General features: G+C 61.7%; 18 protein-coding genes. 13 read left to right on the forward strand and 5 right to left on the reverse strand.

Annotated elements, in window-relative coordinates:
* Window positions 1-6: 6 nt before the first annotated feature.
* Together BLW22_RS11570 and BLW22_RS11575 are read left to right on the forward strand one after the other, a co-directional pair.
* Window positions 7-2508, forward strand: coding sequence for a TonB-dependent siderophore receptor (locus BLW22_RS11570; protein ID WP_065947729.1), 2502 nt, complete (start codon window positions 7-9; stop codon window positions 2506-2508).
* A gap of 274 nt (window positions 2509-2782) precedes the next feature.
* On the forward strand, window positions 2783-3112 hold the full coding sequence (locus tag BLW22_RS11575) for a hypothetical protein (protein ID WP_026136677.1): 330 nt from the start codon (window positions 2783-2785) through the stop codon (window positions 3110-3112).
* A 13-nt stretch (window positions 3113-3125) separates the two neighbouring features.
* Here BLW22_RS11575 and BLW22_RS11580 read toward each other — a convergent pair whose 3' ends face one another.
* A complete protein-coding gene (locus BLW22_RS11580) occupies window positions 3126-4025 on the reverse strand; it encodes a LysR family transcriptional regulator (RefSeq protein WP_065927936.1) in 900 nt (299 codons plus the stop codon).
* A gap of 109 nt (window positions 4026-4134) precedes the next feature.
* On the opposite strand from BLW22_RS11580, the gene BLW22_RS11585 reads away from it, so the two are divergent.
* The 3 genes from BLW22_RS11585 (at window position 4135) to BLW22_RS11595 (ending at window position 5983) form a co-directional block, all read left to right on the forward strand.
* Window positions 4135-5193, forward strand: a complete 1059-nt coding sequence (locus tag BLW22_RS11585; protein WP_074846376.1) for an AbrB family transcriptional regulator — start codon at window positions 4135-4137, stop codon at window positions 5191-5193.
* Window positions 5194-5271: 78 nt separating this feature from the next.
* Entirely contained in the window at window positions 5272-5718 is a 447-nt protein-coding gene (locus BLW22_RS11590; protein WP_065927934.1) for a GNAT family N-acetyltransferase, read from the forward strand.
* Between the two features lie 4 nt (window positions 5719-5722).
* On the forward strand, window positions 5723-5983 hold the full coding sequence (locus BLW22_RS11595) for a hypothetical protein (protein ID WP_065927933.1): 261 nt from the start codon (window positions 5723-5725) through the stop codon (window positions 5981-5983).
* Window positions 5984-6248: 265 nt separating this feature from the next.
* Here BLW22_RS11595 and BLW22_RS11600 read toward each other — a convergent pair whose 3' ends face one another.
* The gene (locus BLW22_RS11600; protein ID WP_065927932.1) at window positions 6249-7193 is read right to left on the reverse strand and encodes a GGDEF domain-containing protein; all 945 of its coding nucleotides are present in this window, start codon (window positions 7191-7193) and stop codon (window positions 6249-6251) included.
* A 116-nt stretch (window positions 7194-7309) separates the two neighbouring features.
* A complete protein-coding gene (locus BLW22_RS34975; protein WP_162844259.1) occupies window positions 7310-7450 on the reverse strand; it encodes a hypothetical protein in 141 nt (46 codons plus the stop codon).
* 222 nt (window positions 7451-7672) lie between these two features.
* On the opposite strand from BLW22_RS34975, the gene BLW22_RS11605 reads away from it, so the two are divergent.
* The 5 genes from BLW22_RS11605 (at window position 7673) to BLW22_RS34850 (ending at window position 9766) form a co-directional block, all read left to right on the forward strand.
* Window positions 7673-7984 carry a YXWGXW repeat-containing protein gene (locus tag BLW22_RS11605; RefSeq protein ID WP_065927931.1) on the forward strand — a complete coding sequence of 104 codons (312 nt, stop codon included), beginning with the start codon at window positions 7673-7675 and terminating at the stop codon, window positions 7982-7984.
* A 31-nt stretch (window positions 7985-8015) separates the two neighbouring features.
* The gene (locus tag BLW22_RS11610; RefSeq protein WP_074846379.1) at window positions 8016-8594 is read left to right on the forward strand and encodes an RNA polymerase sigma factor; all 579 of its coding nucleotides are present in this window, start codon (window positions 8016-8018) and stop codon (window positions 8592-8594) included.
* A complete protein-coding gene (locus BLW22_RS11615) occupies window positions 8591-9016 on the forward strand; it encodes a hypothetical protein (RefSeq protein ID WP_065947733.1) in 426 nt (141 codons plus the stop codon). The genes BLW22_RS11610 and BLW22_RS11615 overlap by 4 nt, the downstream gene beginning before the upstream one ends.
* Entirely contained in the window at window positions 9013-9498 is a 486-nt protein-coding gene (locus BLW22_RS11620; protein WP_065927928.1) for a periplasmic heavy metal sensor, read from the forward strand. The genes BLW22_RS11615 and BLW22_RS11620 overlap by 4 nt, the downstream gene beginning before the upstream one ends.
* A gap of 94 nt (window positions 9499-9592) precedes the next feature.
* Window positions 9593-9766: a hypothetical protein gene (locus tag BLW22_RS34850; protein ID WP_159440245.1), complete on the forward strand. Its 174-nt coding sequence runs from the start codon at window positions 9593-9595 to the stop codon at window positions 9764-9766.
* Window positions 9767-9953: 187 nt separating this feature from the next.
* Here the strand turns inward: BLW22_RS34850 and BLW22_RS11625 are convergent, their stop codons facing one another.
* On the reverse strand, window positions 9954-10316 hold the full coding sequence (locus BLW22_RS11625; RefSeq protein WP_065927927.1) for an NUDIX hydrolase: 363 nt from the start codon (window positions 10314-10316) through the stop codon (window positions 9954-9956).
* Window positions 10317-10443: 127 nt separating this feature from the next.
* Here BLW22_RS11625 and BLW22_RS11630 point away from each other — a divergent pair, with 127 nt between their 5' ends.
* The 3 genes from BLW22_RS11630 (at window position 10444) to BLW22_RS11640 (ending at window position 12847) form a co-directional block, all read left to right on the forward strand.
* Window positions 10444-11424 carry a Gfo/Idh/MocA family protein gene (locus BLW22_RS11630; protein ID WP_065927926.1) on the forward strand — a complete coding sequence of 327 codons (981 nt, stop codon included), beginning with the start codon at window positions 10444-10446 and terminating at the stop codon, window positions 11422-11424.
* A gap of 19 nt (window positions 11425-11443) precedes the next feature.
* Window positions 11444-12073 carry a ribonuclease T2 family protein gene (locus tag BLW22_RS11635; protein WP_065927925.1) on the forward strand — a complete coding sequence of 210 codons (630 nt, stop codon included), beginning with the start codon at window positions 11444-11446 and terminating at the stop codon, window positions 12071-12073.
* A 186-nt stretch (window positions 12074-12259) separates the two neighbouring features.
* A complete protein-coding gene (locus BLW22_RS11640; protein ID WP_027606505.1) occupies window positions 12260-12847 on the forward strand; it encodes a LysE family translocator in 588 nt (195 codons plus the stop codon).
* On the opposite strand, the gene BLW22_RS11645 is transcribed toward BLW22_RS11640, so the two are convergent.
* Window positions 12789-13676 carry an AraC family transcriptional regulator gene (locus BLW22_RS11645; protein ID WP_065927923.1) on the reverse strand — a complete coding sequence of 296 codons (888 nt, stop codon included), beginning with the start codon at window positions 13674-13676 and terminating at the stop codon, window positions 12789-12791. The two genes, BLW22_RS11640 and BLW22_RS11645, sit on opposite strands and share 59 nt — an antisense overlap.
* Window positions 13677-13703: the final 27 nt, after the last annotated feature.

Consider the following 13703-nt stretch of genomic DNA (forward strand, 5'->3'; position numbering starts at 1 on the left):
TTTCCCATGTCGCGCCTTGCTCGCCCCTTGCACCCACTGGCCTTGTCAGTGGCGTTGGCTTTCGCCGCCGTGCCGTTGCTGAACGTCCAATCCGCCTTCGCCGAAGAAAGCCGCAGCGCTGTACGCGGCTTCCAGATTCCGGCCGGTGACTTGAGCCAGGCGCTCAATAGCCTGGCCGAGCAGGCGGGCCTGGTATTGGCGTTTGATGCGAGCCTGACACGCGGCAAACGCAGCAATGGCTTGAGCGGGCAGTATGCCACCGACGAGGCGCTGACCCAGTTGCTCGCCGGCAGCGGCCTGCAGGCGCTGAAGCTCTCGGCCGACCGCTACCGCCTGGAAGCCATCCCGGATAACGGCGGCACCATGCAGCTGCAGGCCACCACCATCAGCGGCGCCTACCAGGCCGAAAGCCCTACCGGGCCGGTGTCCGGTTATGTGGCTACGCGCAGTTTGTCGGGCACCAAGACCGATACCGCGCTGATCGAGACCCCGCAGTCGATCTCCATCGTCACCAAAGACCAGATGCGCGCACAGAACGCCGAGAGCCTCAACCAGATCCTGCGCTACAGCGCCGCGGTCATCCCGGAAACCCGCGGCGCCACGGCGTCGCGTCTCGACCAATTGACCATCCGTGGGTTTGCCCCGGCCACTTACCTGGACGGCCTGCGCATGCCGTCGAGCCGTGATGCCTTGCCGCAAAAGGATGCCTTCGACCTGGAGCGCGTCGAAGTGCTGCGCGGCCCGGCGTCGGTGCTGTACGGGCAGGGCACGCCGAGCGGGGTGATCAATATGGTCAGCAAGCGCCCGCTGGATACGCCGTTCCATGAAGTGGGCGTCGAATACGGCACCTTTAACAAAAAGCGCACCACCTTCGATTTGAGCGGGCCGATTGACGATCAAGGCGTGTATTCCTACCGCGTCGCGGGGCTGTTCGACGATGCCGATGGCCAGGTCGATCACACCGAAACCCGTCGCCAATCGTTGTCCAGCGCGTTCACCTGGCGGCCGGACGAAGACACCTCGCTGACCTTGCTCGGGCATTTCCAGAAGGACCCCAAGGGCGCGTCCTACGGTTCGGTGCCGGCCTGGGGCTCGGTATTGCACAGCCCGACCGGGCGCAGCATCGACGTGGACTTCTACGACGGCGAAAAGAACTTCGAGAAAAGCGATCGCGAGTACTACTCCATCGGCTGGGCCTTCGAGCATCACGTCAACGATGTGTGGACGGTGCGCCAGAACGCGCGTTACCTGCGCAGCGAAGGACGCTATCGCAGCCTCTACAGCAACTACCTGCTGGCGGATTACCGCACCATCCGACGTTCCACCATTGCCAGTGACGTCGACATGGATGCCTACACCCTCGATAACCAGGTGCAGGCCAAATTCGACACGGGCCCACTGCAACACACCCTGCTGATGGGGCTCGACTACCAGAACACCAGCACCGACACCCTGTTGGGCTCAGGGACGTATACCGCCGGGCCGACACTGGATATTTTCAACCCGGTCTATGGCGCGGCCGTGCCGGTACCGGCGTACACCACCGATGGTACGTCGCGCAGCGAACAGACCGGGGTCTACCTGCAAGAGCAGATGAAGTGGGACAAATGGGTGCTGTTGCTGGGCGGTCGTTATGACTGGGCCAGCACCGACAGCACCACCAAGACCCTGCGCACCGGGGCCAAGAGCCAGTCCTCCCTGGACAGCAAGGCCTTTACCGGGCGTATTGGCCTGGTCTATCTCTTCGATAACGGCCTGGCGCCGTATGCCAGCTATGCGGAGTCGTTCAATCCGCAGTCGGGCACCGGTTACGGCGGTTCGGTGTTCAAGCCGACCGAAGGCAAGCAGTATGAAATCGGCATCAAGTACCAGCCGCCGGGCAGCAACAGCTTTATCACCGCGGCGATCTTCGACCTGCGCCAGACCAACGTCCTCACCACCGACCCGGACCCCACCCACTTGTGCGGCAGCGGTCGCTGCCAGAGCCAGGACGGCGAAGTGCAATCCCGTGGTTTTGAGCTCGAAGGCAAGGCCAGCCTCAACGACAACCTGGACATCACGGCGGCCTATGCCTACCTGGATAACCGCATCAGCAAGTCCAACAACACCGTGCGCTATGCGCCCATCAGCGACATCGGCGTAGGCCCAGCCATCAATGCCGAAGGCACCACCACTTATGCGGTGCCGCGTCACACCGCGTCGGCGTGGGCGGACTACACCTTCCACGATGGCAACCTCAAGGGCTTCGGGGCCGGTGCCGGTGCGCGTTATGTCGGCTCATCTTGGGGCGACACGGCTAACACGCTGAAAGTACCGGGCTACACCTTGTTCGATGCGGCGGTGCACTACGACATCCAGAACATCGTCAATCTCAAGGACAACCTGCGGCTGGCGCTGAACGCTACCAACCTGGCGAACAAAGAGTACGTCGCGTCGTGCTACTCGTACTCATGGTGCTGGTATGGCTCGCAGCGTACGGTGCAGGCGAGTGCCACCTACCAGTGGTAAGTACCTGGGCCTGTGTAGTGAGCGAGCTTGCTCGCGCTGGGCTGCGAAGCAGCCCCAAAACCAGGCACCGCGTTCTACCTGATACCCATAGGTGTATTGGTGGGGGGCCGCTTCGCGCCCCAGCGCGAGCAAGCTCGCTCGCCACAACAAGCGGGCTCATCACAGGGCCATCAGTTGTCATTCGGTTTCACCGATAAGGCAATTTAGTGGCCCCTTTGTAACAAAATCCTCGCCAGAATCGCTTTTATTTTCAGGTGGTTAGGTGAGGAAGCAAATGCGCACTGTTGGAATCATGCTGATCGCCTGCTCCCTGGCCGGCGGCGCGGCTGCCGTGCAGGCACGGGAGCTGCGCGAGGGTGACAAGTACATGTGCAGTTGGGGCGCCGGCACGGCTGCCAGGGCCCAGGAACTCAAGCTGTCGGGGGTGTCGTTGTACGCCGCGCGGCAGAAGATCCAGACCATCAAGTTCAATAAGTCCTGGATGCGCATGATGGCCATGGGCATCACCGAACAGACGTATGACAGTCGTTCACGGCTCAAGCCCGAAGCGATTCGCCAGAGTTTCTATCAGGATTGCGTGCGCTACAAAGTGGCACGCAAATGAGTGGCCAGCCCGCTTAGCGTGTCAGCGGCGAGCTGGCATCCTCCTGGAAATACACCTTTGCCGTTTCAATAAACCGCCGATTGGCCTGGGACAAATACTCACTGGCGCGCCAGCACAGGTTGAAGTGCATGAATTGTGCAGGCTCGAAAGACACACCCGTGAGCCCGACCTCCTGCTCTTGAACTGACCGCAGCAGGGTGGAAACCCCCATGCCGCTGCGGGTGGCGGCAATCACCAGCGGAACGAAATTACTTTCCAGGGCAATATTGAAACGCACGCGGGCATCGCTGCAAAAGGCATCCAGCAGGTGGCGTTGCAGGAAGGTGTTGTCGAAGACCAGCATGGGCTCGTCCTGCAATTGCGCCGCCGTGATCGAAGGTGCCCCTGCCAACGGATGCCTTTCGTGCATGCACAACACCATCTCATCACTGCCGAGCAGCACCGACTCCCAGTCCGGGTCAACCCGTCGCGACTCCAGCAGCGCCACATCAATCTGCCGTGTGGCCAGGCGTTCGCTGATGTCATCGGCACTGCCTTCCACCACATGCATGGCAATGCCGGGATAACGCGCGCGAAATTGCATCAACAGTTCGGGAATATGGCGGATGCCGTACATAGGCGGCACACCGATGCGGATCTCGCCGCTGTGCAGTTGAGTCAGGTCCTGCAGCTCGCGGCGGGCACCAGCCAAACCTTCCAGGCAGGCTTCGGCGCGCGCCAGGAACAATTGGCCTTCGGCAGTCACGCTGATTTGCCGCGTAGCACGGTTGAACAGGGCGACACCCAGTTCCTCTTCCAACCGACTGACTGCCATGCTCAATGCCGGTTGCGCCACATGCAGCGCCTGCGCGGCCTTGGTGAAGCTGCCTTGGCGGGCGATTTCGACGCAGTACTCCAGGGCTTTCAGGTTCATACGGGCTCGCATAACAAAAGTTGATGATTTGCTTAACAAATGGATATTTTCTGTGATGATGTCAAGTCTATAACCTGTCGGCATTCTTCTCCATGCCGGGTTCATCACAATGCGCAACCTTCGCCAGTATTGGCTCCTGACCCTCATCATCGGCGCCTTGGGCGGCAGCGTTGCCAGTTGGGCGGGGTGGCCGTTGCCCTGGGTGATTGGCTCGCTGGTCGCCGTGATGCTGAGCCGATGCGCCGGCGCGCGGGTGCCGGAAGTGCCCCACGGGCGCAAGATCGGGCAACTGATCGTGGCGGTGGCCATCGGCTGTCATTTCACCCTGCCGGTGATGCAGCAAGTGGCGACCCATCTTGGCCTGATCGTAACGGCAGTGATGCTGACGCTGGTGCTGGCCGTGTGTTCGGTATTGATCCTGCACCGCTGGGGCGTTTCATTCGGTACGGCGTTCTTCGCGTTGATGCCGGCCAATTCCACTGAGATGGTGCACCTGGGGCGCCAACGTCAGGCGGACACATCGTTTATCGCGGCGGCCCATAGCATTCGGTTACTGCTGATCCTGCTGGCGGTGCCCGCCGTCGCCACCTTTGGAATGCCGCACGTGGCTGTTCGTGTGCCGTTGCCGGTGATCTGGCCCTGGCTGGTGTTCATCCTGGCGATGAGCGGGCTGGCAGCCCTGGGCTTCCAGCGCTGCAAACTGCCCAACCCATGGACGTTCGGGCCGTTCCTGATCTGCGCGGTGGGAGTGGGCTGCAACAACCTGTCGATGAGCATGCCAGGCTGGCTCAGTGGCACCGGCCAGCTGTTGATCGGCTGCGCGCTCGGCGTTGCGGTTGACCGTGGTTTTTTCCTGCGGGCGCCGGGTTTTCTGTCGAAGGTGTTGCTGTTGTTGGCGGGTTCGGTAATTGCCACGGCCCTCGCCGCGTGGGGACTTGGCGCCTGGCTGGGCATGCCGTGGCTGTCGCTGGCCTTGGGCATGATGCCCGGCAGCGCGCCGGAAATGAGCCTGACCGCCGAGGCCCTGGGCCTGGCGGTGACGCTGGTGACCGCGATGCAGGTGATCCGGATGTTGCTGATCCAGGCGGCGTGCCTGCCGCTATTGAGGCTGCTGGACCGTACCCCGCAGGTGCGTACGCCGGCGAGTGCAGGCTCAGGGTTCTGGTAGGCCGTCGCTTACAAATCCACGACATTCACTGTGTTTCAATTTGCATACAATTGCGTCCTTCACTAAGGGGGGGCCGGTATGCAAACGCTAATTCGCGCGGCGACGCAGGACGATGTCGATACGCTGTTCGAGATCCGCACGTCGGTGGTCCAAAACCATTTGAGTATTGAGCAGATGGCTGAACTGGGCATCACGCCGCAGCTGCTGGCCGATAGCATGCGTGAAGCGCCCTGCGTATGGATTGCCGAAGTGGATGGCCAGCCAGTCGCTTTCGCCATGGTCGACCTGGCTGAAGGTGAGGTATTTGCGATGTTCGTGTTGCCGAGTCACGAGAACCTCGGGTTGGGCCGTCAACTGATGGCGGTCGCCGAAGCGGCGCTGTTTGAACACCATGACAGGCTGTTCCTGATCACCGACGGCCGCGACGAAATCCGCGCCAACGGTTTCTACCGGCACTTGGGCTGGTCGGTGGTGGAGCGGGTGGAGGGGGACGACGTTCGCTACCAGAAGAGCAGGGCAGGGTAAGCCGATGAGCCCGGCAGCCCGCCCATCGTCCACCAGCTTGCGCTCCCTCGCGGTCGGCGTGCTGTGCGTTGCGGTAGTGCTGGGGGGCTATTTCGTGCAACTCAACGCCAAGGCGGATCGCCAGCGCGAAGAAGCGGCCGAGCGTTTGGCACTTTGTCGACAGGTTGAGCGGGTCGCCAGTGTGGCCACATCCGGTGGCCTCGAACTTCGCGATACCTGCAAGCAATTGAGCGAGGGCGGATCGAAGAGTGTCACGCCGCCGTAACTTATAACCCTTTTTTATAAGTGGGAATAACGGCGGTAGTTGCACCAAAAAGTGGCACTTATATACTTCGTTACCTTAAAAAACATGTGGTTATTGAAGGACTTACACCGCTTCTAATCCGACGAAAGGATATAAAATTTTCTTGTTACAGCTTTTTACACTGGTTACTATAGCCGGGCGTTCACCTCCCACGGTTTATGCATTTTTAAATCCCAAGTTTCCATCAGCTACTTGGGATTTTTTTTGCCTGCGATTTGACCCGGCATCAAACTTCCCCGTCTGCAAACTCTGCGCGCATTCGCCCGTTGCGTTTGGCCTGGTAGAGCAACTTGTCGACATCTTCGACAAAACCCAGCATCGGGCTGTCGGGTTTGACGATGCGCGTACCCACGCCGAGGCTCAGGGTCAACAGGTTGGATACCGCTGAAAAGCCATGTTCGATCTGTTGCTGGCAGATCAGGTGCAGGCAGCGCTGTGCCACCTGTTTGGCCGAGGCTGCATCGGTTTCCGGCAGCAACCACACAAACTCTTCACCGCCGATACGTGCAATGAAGTCCCGGGGCCGGTTGGCGGCGAGTGACAGGGTACGCGCGACCTCGCGCAGGCATTCGTCACCCTTGATATGGCCGTAGTGGTCGTTGTACTGCTTGAAGAAATCGATATCCAGGATGATCAACGACAGTGGCAACTGGCTGCGCAGGGCGCTGGCCCATTCGCGCTCCAGCACGGTGTCGAACATGCGCCGGTTGGCGATGCCGGTGAGGCCGTCCTGATAGGAATATTCCTCGAGTTGCTTTTGCAGGCGCACCAGATGTTCTTCGGTCTTCTTGCGTTCACTGATGTCGAACATAAAACCAATCAGCGCCTCGACTTCGCCGTCCTTGCGCACCACATGCACCACGTCGCGAATCCACACGTAGTCGCCGTTCACCGTCAGCGCCCGGTAATCCGCCTCATGGTCCACCCCTGCACGGGATTGCGACACGCAGAAATTCACCACGTATTCGCGGTCGTCCGGGTGCATGCGCGAGACCCAGTCATCGACGCTGACCCAGCTTTGCGGGGTCCAGCCCAGCAGCGCTTCGATCTGCGGGCCGATATAGCTGAAGGTCATGGTCTGCCAGTCGATACGCCAGGGGATGGCCTTGGTCGACTCCAGCAGCGTGCGGTATACGTCGCTGTCGGGCTGGCTCGGAGGGGCGATGCTCATGGTGGACGGCTCGAATGATGGCTAAGTGCCCAGAGCGTCGTGTGATCGACGGTGGGAGTCAAGCGCTTGCCGAGGCAGCAGACGAGAGGTCGTGTGACGGGCATGGCGGCGGCCAGCTAGCCGATGACAGCATGGCTGGGCGCGTCCACTGCGCCGTAGTAACGCCAGCAGCAATGACGGTGTTCCGGCACGATCACGCAGCCGCTGAGACTGACGATCAGCGCAGCGGCAACCAGCAGGGTAAGTCGACGGTACATGGTGTTTCCTCTTGGTTTGGCCGGGGTTAATCCTTCAACGCGGCGACCGGCGAAAATCCGTCGCAATCCTTTCAGACATTTCATCAAGCCCCGCCAACCCCTGAGCAATACTGGTCTCGCACCCTGCTGAAAAAATCTGCGCAGCCCGCGACGGATTTTTGTGCACGCGCCGTTCAACCCATCAGCAACCTGCACTTTCGCGGGTTGCATGGAGGAGTTGCCATGAGAGCCCTGGCCACATTGCGTTTAACCGTGCTTGTTCCGCTGGCCCTCGCCGCGTTTGTCAGCACCCCGACGTTTGCCCAGACCGAGATCATTATCCAGCAGGCACCGCCGCCGCAACGTGTGGAAATGATCCCGGCCGAGCGCCCCGGCTATGCCTGGGACCGTGGCCACTGGCGTTGGGAAGGGCGCGGTTATGGCTGGGTACCGGGCCACTGGCAGCCAGTGATGCGTCATGCGCGCTGGGAGCCTGGTCATTGGGAAGCCCATGGCCCCAACTGGTACTGGCGCGAAGGGCATTGGATCCGCTGAACCCTGACCCTTGGCCCTGAGAACTGCCCGATTGAAAGACACTGATCCGGACGTTGAGCTGCTGGCGCGTATCGGCAATAACGAACCTGCCGCCGTCAATGAAATGGTGACGCGCAAGCTCCCGCGTTTGCTGGCGCTCGCCAGTCGGATCCTGGGGGACGCCGACGAGGCCAAGGACGTGGCCCAGGAAAGCTTCCTGCGCATCTGGCGCCAGGCCGCCCACTGGCGCAGTGGCGAGGCGCGTTTCGACACCTGGCTGCACCGGGTCGCGCTGAACCTGTGCCACGACCGCTTGCGGCGGCGCAAGGAGCGCCCGCTGAGCGATGAGGCGGCGGTGGAGGTGGCAGACAGCTCGCCATTGCCTGAAGAGCAACTGGAGACCCAGGACCGCAGTACACGCATGGCCGCCGCGTTGGCGGCCTTGCCCGAACGCCAGCGCGAAGCCATCGTGTTGCAGTACTACCAGGAGCTGTCGAACATCGACGCCGCGGCCCTGATGAATATCAGCGTCGAGGCACTGGAGAGCCTGCTGTCGCGGGCCCGACGCCAGTTGCGCAGCCAACTTGCCGATACACCCGGGCTTGCCCGCCCAGGAAGGGGAAAATCATGACACCCGAACGCTTTGTGTACCTGGCCGACGTCTATGGGGCGGACCTGCGTCGCTGGCCCGCGGCAGAACGGGCAACGGCCCAGGCGCTGCTCGACAACGGCAACGTCCATGCCCGTGTAGCCTTGCAGCAGGCGCGTTGGCTTGACAGCCAGTTGGACAGCCATCACCTGGCGTTCCCCGACCCGGCGTTGGTTCGGCAGATACGCCAATCCGCCCCACGCTCATTCTGGTCACGCTATGCCAACTGGTTATCGCCCGCCGGCCTTGTCGGTGCGGGCATTGCCGGCATCGTCACCGGGATGCTGGTGGCGTCCATGAGCGTGCCGCTGCCGATGTTGTCCTCCGACGTGCTGCCCAGTGTCTTTGATCAGGGCGACGCGGAAGTCGTCTTCAGCGTCAATGCCGAGGAAACCGAACAATGACCACCAGATCCCTGAAGCCGTGGTTGTTTGCCTCGATCCTGCTCAACGTATTTTTGATCGGTGGGGTGGGCGGCGGTCTCTACCATTGGATGGCCAACGCCCGGCCCGCCGAAGCGGTGGTCAACCAGCATGGCCTGCGCCAGGCGATGGTCAAGTTGCCGCCGGAGCGGCGCAGGGAACTGCGCCAACTGCTGCGCCGCAATCGCGACGACAGCCAGCCGCTGATCATGGCCGGGCGTGAGGCGCGGCTGGGGGTGATCAAGCAATTGGAAGCGCCGAGCCTGGATCGTGAGGCGTTGGTAGCGGAACTGGCCAAGGCACGGGAGGCCGATATGGCGCTGCGGGCGTTGGTGGACGGTACCCTAGCGCAGTTCGCCAATACCTTGCCCCAGGATGAACGGCAGCAGCTGGTGGAGGCCTTGTACAGGCGCGGGCAGGCAAAGGCCCAAGCAAAGTTGGCAGGCAAAGAACCTCGGTCGTGAGCAGGCTGATGGAACTGGAAATCTCAAAGTGCCACGAAGGTAGAGCTCAGAGAAACCTGACATTCCGTTGGGTAGAGCAACAAGGTAAAGAACGATGATCGAAAGCTCTAACGTACGTCCCGCGCAGGCTGCTGCTCAACCTAACTCTTTGGATGCAATCACCGATTTCGGCGGCGCACAGCCGGAGGACATGGCAGAGCAAACGCGGGTGAAACGCCCGGGAGAAGAATCGGCAGCAGGAAATGGCCCGTCCCAGATCAGTTTTTGAGTCTTGCCCCCAGCGGTGAGGGGAAGCGCCCTCGCCACTGATACCTCCGCCTGCCGCCCTTCACCAGGCCATGTGGGTGCCTTTGACACACACAGCGGCTGCCGCGGTCGACAGATCCTTTGTCGAACGGCAGAGAGCAAATGGCCTGGTCTAACGAAGGGGGCTGGATAACAGGTTGGGCGCTGTATTACAGACGCCGGAGAAAGGCTTTGACGATGTGCCGCGTGGCGTCGGTGGTGTCCAGTTGGTCCACGGCGCCATAGGCGTGCCACTGGCAGTCGACGATCTCGTTCAGCGGCCGCGCATCCGCGATATTCACCACCGAGGCTTCAAATACATGGTGCACGGTGTCGTGGGCCTTCAGCTCCTGCAAGTACAGCAGCCCGTCCACGTTCAATCCGGTTTCTTCTTCCAGCTCCCGTTCGGCCGCACCGACCGGGCGCTCGTCCCGTTCCACCTTGCCGCCCGGCAAGGCCCATTTTGACCTGGCCTTGCGCACAAAGAGGATATGCCCCTCGTGTTCGCAAATGACCGTTGCGCGTATTTTCATCGTCTGTGCCCCCGCAGCGGGATGAATGTCATAAAAGTGTAATGCAATTGTCATGCTAAGTGGTTATGGCGTGTCGGCGTGGGGATGTGGATACTGCCTGATTGATGAAAACGGACGAGGAAAACAGATGAGCAGCGTACGTTGGGGCATGATCGGGTGTGGCAGTGTCACTGAATTGAAGAGTGGACCCGCTTTCTACAAAGCGCCAGGTTCGGCGCTGGTGGCCGTGATGGGGCGGCGCGAGGAGGCCGTGCGCGATTATGCATCGCGACATGGGATTGCCCGTTACTACACCGACGCCCAGGCACTGATCAACGACCCCGAAGTGGACGCCGTGTACATCGCCACGCCGCCCGACAGCCACCTGGAATACAGCCTGATGGTGGCGGCGGCCGGCAAGCATTGCTGTGTCGAGAAGCCGATGGCGCTGAACGCCGAACAGAGCGCGCTGATGCAGCGCACCTTCGAGCGCGCCGGGCTGCACCTGTTTGTTTCCTACTACCGGCGCTCGCTGCCACGCTTCCAGCAAGTGCGCGCGTGGCTGCAGGACGGGCGCATCGGCACGTTACGCCAGCTGACCTGGACCCTGTGCAAGCCGCCGGCCGCCGAGGACGCCAGCGCCGCCAACTGGCGCACCGACCCGGCCATTGCCGGTGGCGGCTACTTTGCCGACCTGGCCAGCCACGGTTTCGACCTGTTCCAGTACCTGGCCGGGGATATTGTCGAAGTGGCGGGCTTTACTGCACGACAGGCCGGAAGCTATGCCGCCGAGGACGCCGTGACGGCCTGCTGGACCTTCAGCTCGGGCGCGCTGGGCATGGGCTGCTGGAACTTCGTCGCCGACCGCCGTGAGGACCGGGTCGAATTGATCGGCAGCCGTGGGCGCATCCAGTTCTCGGTCTTCGAAGACCAGCCGCTGCACCTGGAGGGCGAGACCAGCGAGGTGCTGGAAGTGCCATGCCACACGCATATCCAATGGCACCACGTATTGGCCATGAACGCGCATATTCGCGGCGAAGCCGAGCATCCGTCGCTGGCCATCGAGGCGTTGAAGACCGATCGGATCCTGGACAAGGTCCTGCAACGTAATCCCAATCTGCCGGGATGATTTTCCAAGGAATAGCTGAATGAAATACTGGATGGTCCTGTGGCTGGCACTTGCCACAACGGCGATGGCGGCCCCGCGTAGCCAAGGGACGCCTGGGGAATTTGATTTTTATGTGTTGTCGCTGTCATGGTCGCCGACCTTCTGCCTGACGCACCCGGACAACGAGCAGTGTTCGGGCAAAGGCTACGGCTTTGTGCTGCACGGCTTGTGGCCGCAATACGCGCGGGGAGGGTGGCCGGCGACCTGTGCGACGCAATCGCGCTTGAGCCGCGAAGAGATGGACAAAGGCGCGGCGCTGTTCCCGACGCGCTCGCTGCTCACCCACGAATGGGCCAAGCACGGCACCTGCAGCGGGCTGGAACCCTTGGCATACCTGGAGAAAACCGATGCGGCGCTGGGCGTGGTTGCCATCCCTGCGCAACTGCAACCGTTCAACACACCGCCGTCGTTGCCTGCCCGCGAGATCGAGGCGCTGTTTCGCGAAAGTAACCCGCGCATGGGCACCCATGGGCTGGCGGTGATCTGCAAAGGCAAGGTGCTGTCGGAGGTGCGTGTGTGCCTGACCAAGGACCTGGCCTTCGCCGGTTGCCCACGCAGTGTGAAAACCCAATGCCGTGATGGCGAAATCCGCATTCCCACGCAGCGTTGAACGCCGGCATCCACACACCTTTGCCCAAGCCACTGCACTAGGTCGAGATCCTGGCTGAGGATGGGCGGGTGTGTGGCGTCGAAGACTGTGTGATCCACGCCCCAGGGTGATTTTGTTCAATACCGATTTGACCCGGCCTTATACCGTGGAACCCTGTTTACGCCTCATCATAAAAAGGGAACCGCAATGAGCTTGATCATTTCCATGGCCGCCTTCGCCCTGGCCACGTCCATCACGCCGGGACCGGTCAACGTGGTCGCCCTGAGTTCAGGCGCGCGCTTCGGTTTTGTCGCCAGCCAGAAGCATGTGTTCGGCGCTGCCGTTGGCTTTACCTTGCTGTTGGTGCTGATCGGCCTGGGTTTGCACGAGGTGCTGGTGCGCTGGCCCATCCTGACCCAGTTGATCCAGTGGGGTGGGGTGGCGTTCCTGCTGTACATGGCCTGGAAACTGGCGGTGGACGACGGCCAGCTCGACGCGGAGGGCAGCGCGACAGCGCCATCCATGCTCTACGGCGCGATCATGCAATGGCTCAACCCCAAGGCCTGGCTGGCCTGTGTGGCGGGCATGGGCCTGTTTGTGGCCGACGGGGATGGGCGGCAAGTCTGGCTGTTTGCCAGTCTCTACCTGGTGATCTGCTACCTGTCGGTGGCGTGCTGGGCCTATGCCGGGACCTTTCTACGCCGTTACCTGGACAATCCCCACGGCGTGCGCCTGTTCAACCGCTCGATGGCCGCGTTGCTGGTGGCCAGTGTGGGTTATTTGCTGATGGCTTGAGCACCTCGCGGTATTGCCCGGGGGTGGCGGCGAAATGCTGCTTGAAGGTGCGCTGGAAGTGCGCCTGGTCTGCAAAACCGGCGGCGAGCGCTACGTCGGCGATCAACTCGCCCTTGCGCAGCTGGGTGCGGGCAAACTGGATGCGCTGGTTGACCAGGAACGCGTGGGGCGTCAGCCCGTAGTACTGCTTGAAGGCGCGGATCAGGTACGACGGCGACAGTTCGGCCGCCAGGCAGATGTCTTCGAGTTTCAACGCCTCGGTGCAGTGCGCACGGATGTACTCGGCGGCCCGCTCCAGCTTGTGGTTGACCTCGCGCATCGGTGTGGGTGAAGGGTTCAGGCGCTGCTGGACTTCGCTGAAGTAACTCACCAGTGCGCTCTGCTTTTGCAGCAATTCGGCCTGCTCGTTCACCAGCATCCGGTACAACGCCAGCAAGCCGCCGTACAGCAGCGGGTCACGGGTATGCGGCGTATTGAACGGGCGATAACCCTGGTCGGTGCTGAAGCCCAATTGGTACTGCAGCTCGGTCAGCCAGGGCGTGTCGAGGTACAGCATATGATAGGACCAGGGCTGGTCGTGGATAGGGTTGCAGGCATGCACATCGCCGGGGTTCATCAACACCACGGTGCCGGCGCTGATCTGGAATGTATCGGCGCCGTAATGGTAATAGCTGCGCCCGGTGGTGATCGCGCCGATGGAGAAATGCTCATGGGCGTGACGGGTGTAAGTGACCTTGCGCCCGTCGGCGATGGTGCGCGCTTCGATGAACGGCAGGCGCTCGTCGCGCCAGAAGCGCGGTGCGGCGGGGAAAGGGGCGGGCGGTGTCATGGGCGCGACTCCAGGGCAGTCAAGATC

The organism is Pseudomonas marginalis (assembly GCF_900105325.1).
Classification (GTDB): domain Bacteria; phylum Pseudomonadota; class Gammaproteobacteria; order Pseudomonadales; family Pseudomonadaceae; genus Aquipseudomonas; species Aquipseudomonas marginalis.

What these genes read in the sequence shown, in the direction of transcription:
- BLW22_RS11570 (WP_065947729.1), top strand. Translation starts at nt 7, where the DNA reads ATGTCGCGCCTTGCTCGCCCCTTGCACCCACTGGCCTTGTCAGTGGCG.
- BLW22_RS11575 (WP_026136677.1), top strand. Translation starts at nt 2,783, where the DNA reads ATGCGCACTGTTGGAATCATGCTGATCGCCTGCTCCCTGGCCGGCGGC.
- BLW22_RS11580 (WP_065927936.1), bottom strand. Translation starts at nt 4,025, where the DNA reads ATGAACCTGAAAGCCCTGGAGTACTGCGTCGAAATCGCCCGCCAAGGC.
- BLW22_RS11585 (WP_074846376.1), top strand. Translation starts at nt 4,135, where the DNA reads ATGCGCAACCTTCGCCAGTATTGGCTCCTGACCCTCATCATCGGCGCC.
- BLW22_RS11590 (WP_065927934.1), top strand. Translation starts at nt 5,272, where the DNA reads ATGCAAACGCTAATTCGCGCGGCGACGCAGGACGATGTCGATACGCTG.
- BLW22_RS11595 (WP_065927933.1), top strand. Translation starts at nt 5,723, where the DNA reads ATGAGCCCGGCAGCCCGCCCATCGTCCACCAGCTTGCGCTCCCTCGCG.
- BLW22_RS11600 (WP_065927932.1), bottom strand. Translation starts at nt 7,193, where the DNA reads ATGAGCATCGCCCCTCCGAGCCAGCCCGACAGCGACGTATACCGCACG.
- BLW22_RS34975 (WP_162844259.1), bottom strand. Translation starts at nt 7,450, where the DNA reads ATGTACCGTCGACTTACCCTGCTGGTTGCCGCTGCGCTGATCGTCAGT.
- BLW22_RS11605 (WP_065927931.1), top strand. Translation starts at nt 7,673, where the DNA reads ATGAGAGCCCTGGCCACATTGCGTTTAACCGTGCTTGTTCCGCTGGCC.
- BLW22_RS11615 (WP_065947733.1), top strand. Translation starts at nt 8,591, where the DNA reads ATGACACCCGAACGCTTTGTGTACCTGGCCGACGTCTATGGGGCGGAC.
- BLW22_RS11620 (WP_065927928.1), top strand. Translation starts at nt 9,013, where the DNA reads ATGACCACCAGATCCCTGAAGCCGTGGTTGTTTGCCTCGATCCTGCTC.
- BLW22_RS34850 (WP_159440245.1), top strand. Translation starts at nt 9,593, where the DNA reads ATGATCGAAAGCTCTAACGTACGTCCCGCGCAGGCTGCTGCTCAACCT.
- BLW22_RS11625 (WP_065927927.1), bottom strand. Translation starts at nt 10,316, where the DNA reads ATGAAAATACGCGCAACGGTCATTTGCGAACACGAGGGGCATATCCTC.
- BLW22_RS11630 (WP_065927926.1), top strand. Translation starts at nt 10,444, where the DNA reads ATGAGCAGCGTACGTTGGGGCATGATCGGGTGTGGCAGTGTCACTGAA.
- BLW22_RS11635 (WP_065927925.1), top strand. Translation starts at nt 11,444, where the DNA reads ATGAAATACTGGATGGTCCTGTGGCTGGCACTTGCCACAACGGCGATG.
- BLW22_RS11640 (WP_027606505.1), top strand. Translation starts at nt 12,260, where the DNA reads ATGAGCTTGATCATTTCCATGGCCGCCTTCGCCCTGGCCACGTCCATC.
- BLW22_RS11645 (WP_065927923.1), bottom strand. Translation starts at nt 13,676, where the DNA reads ATGACACCGCCCGCCCCTTTCCCCGCCGCACCGCGCTTCTGGCGCGAC.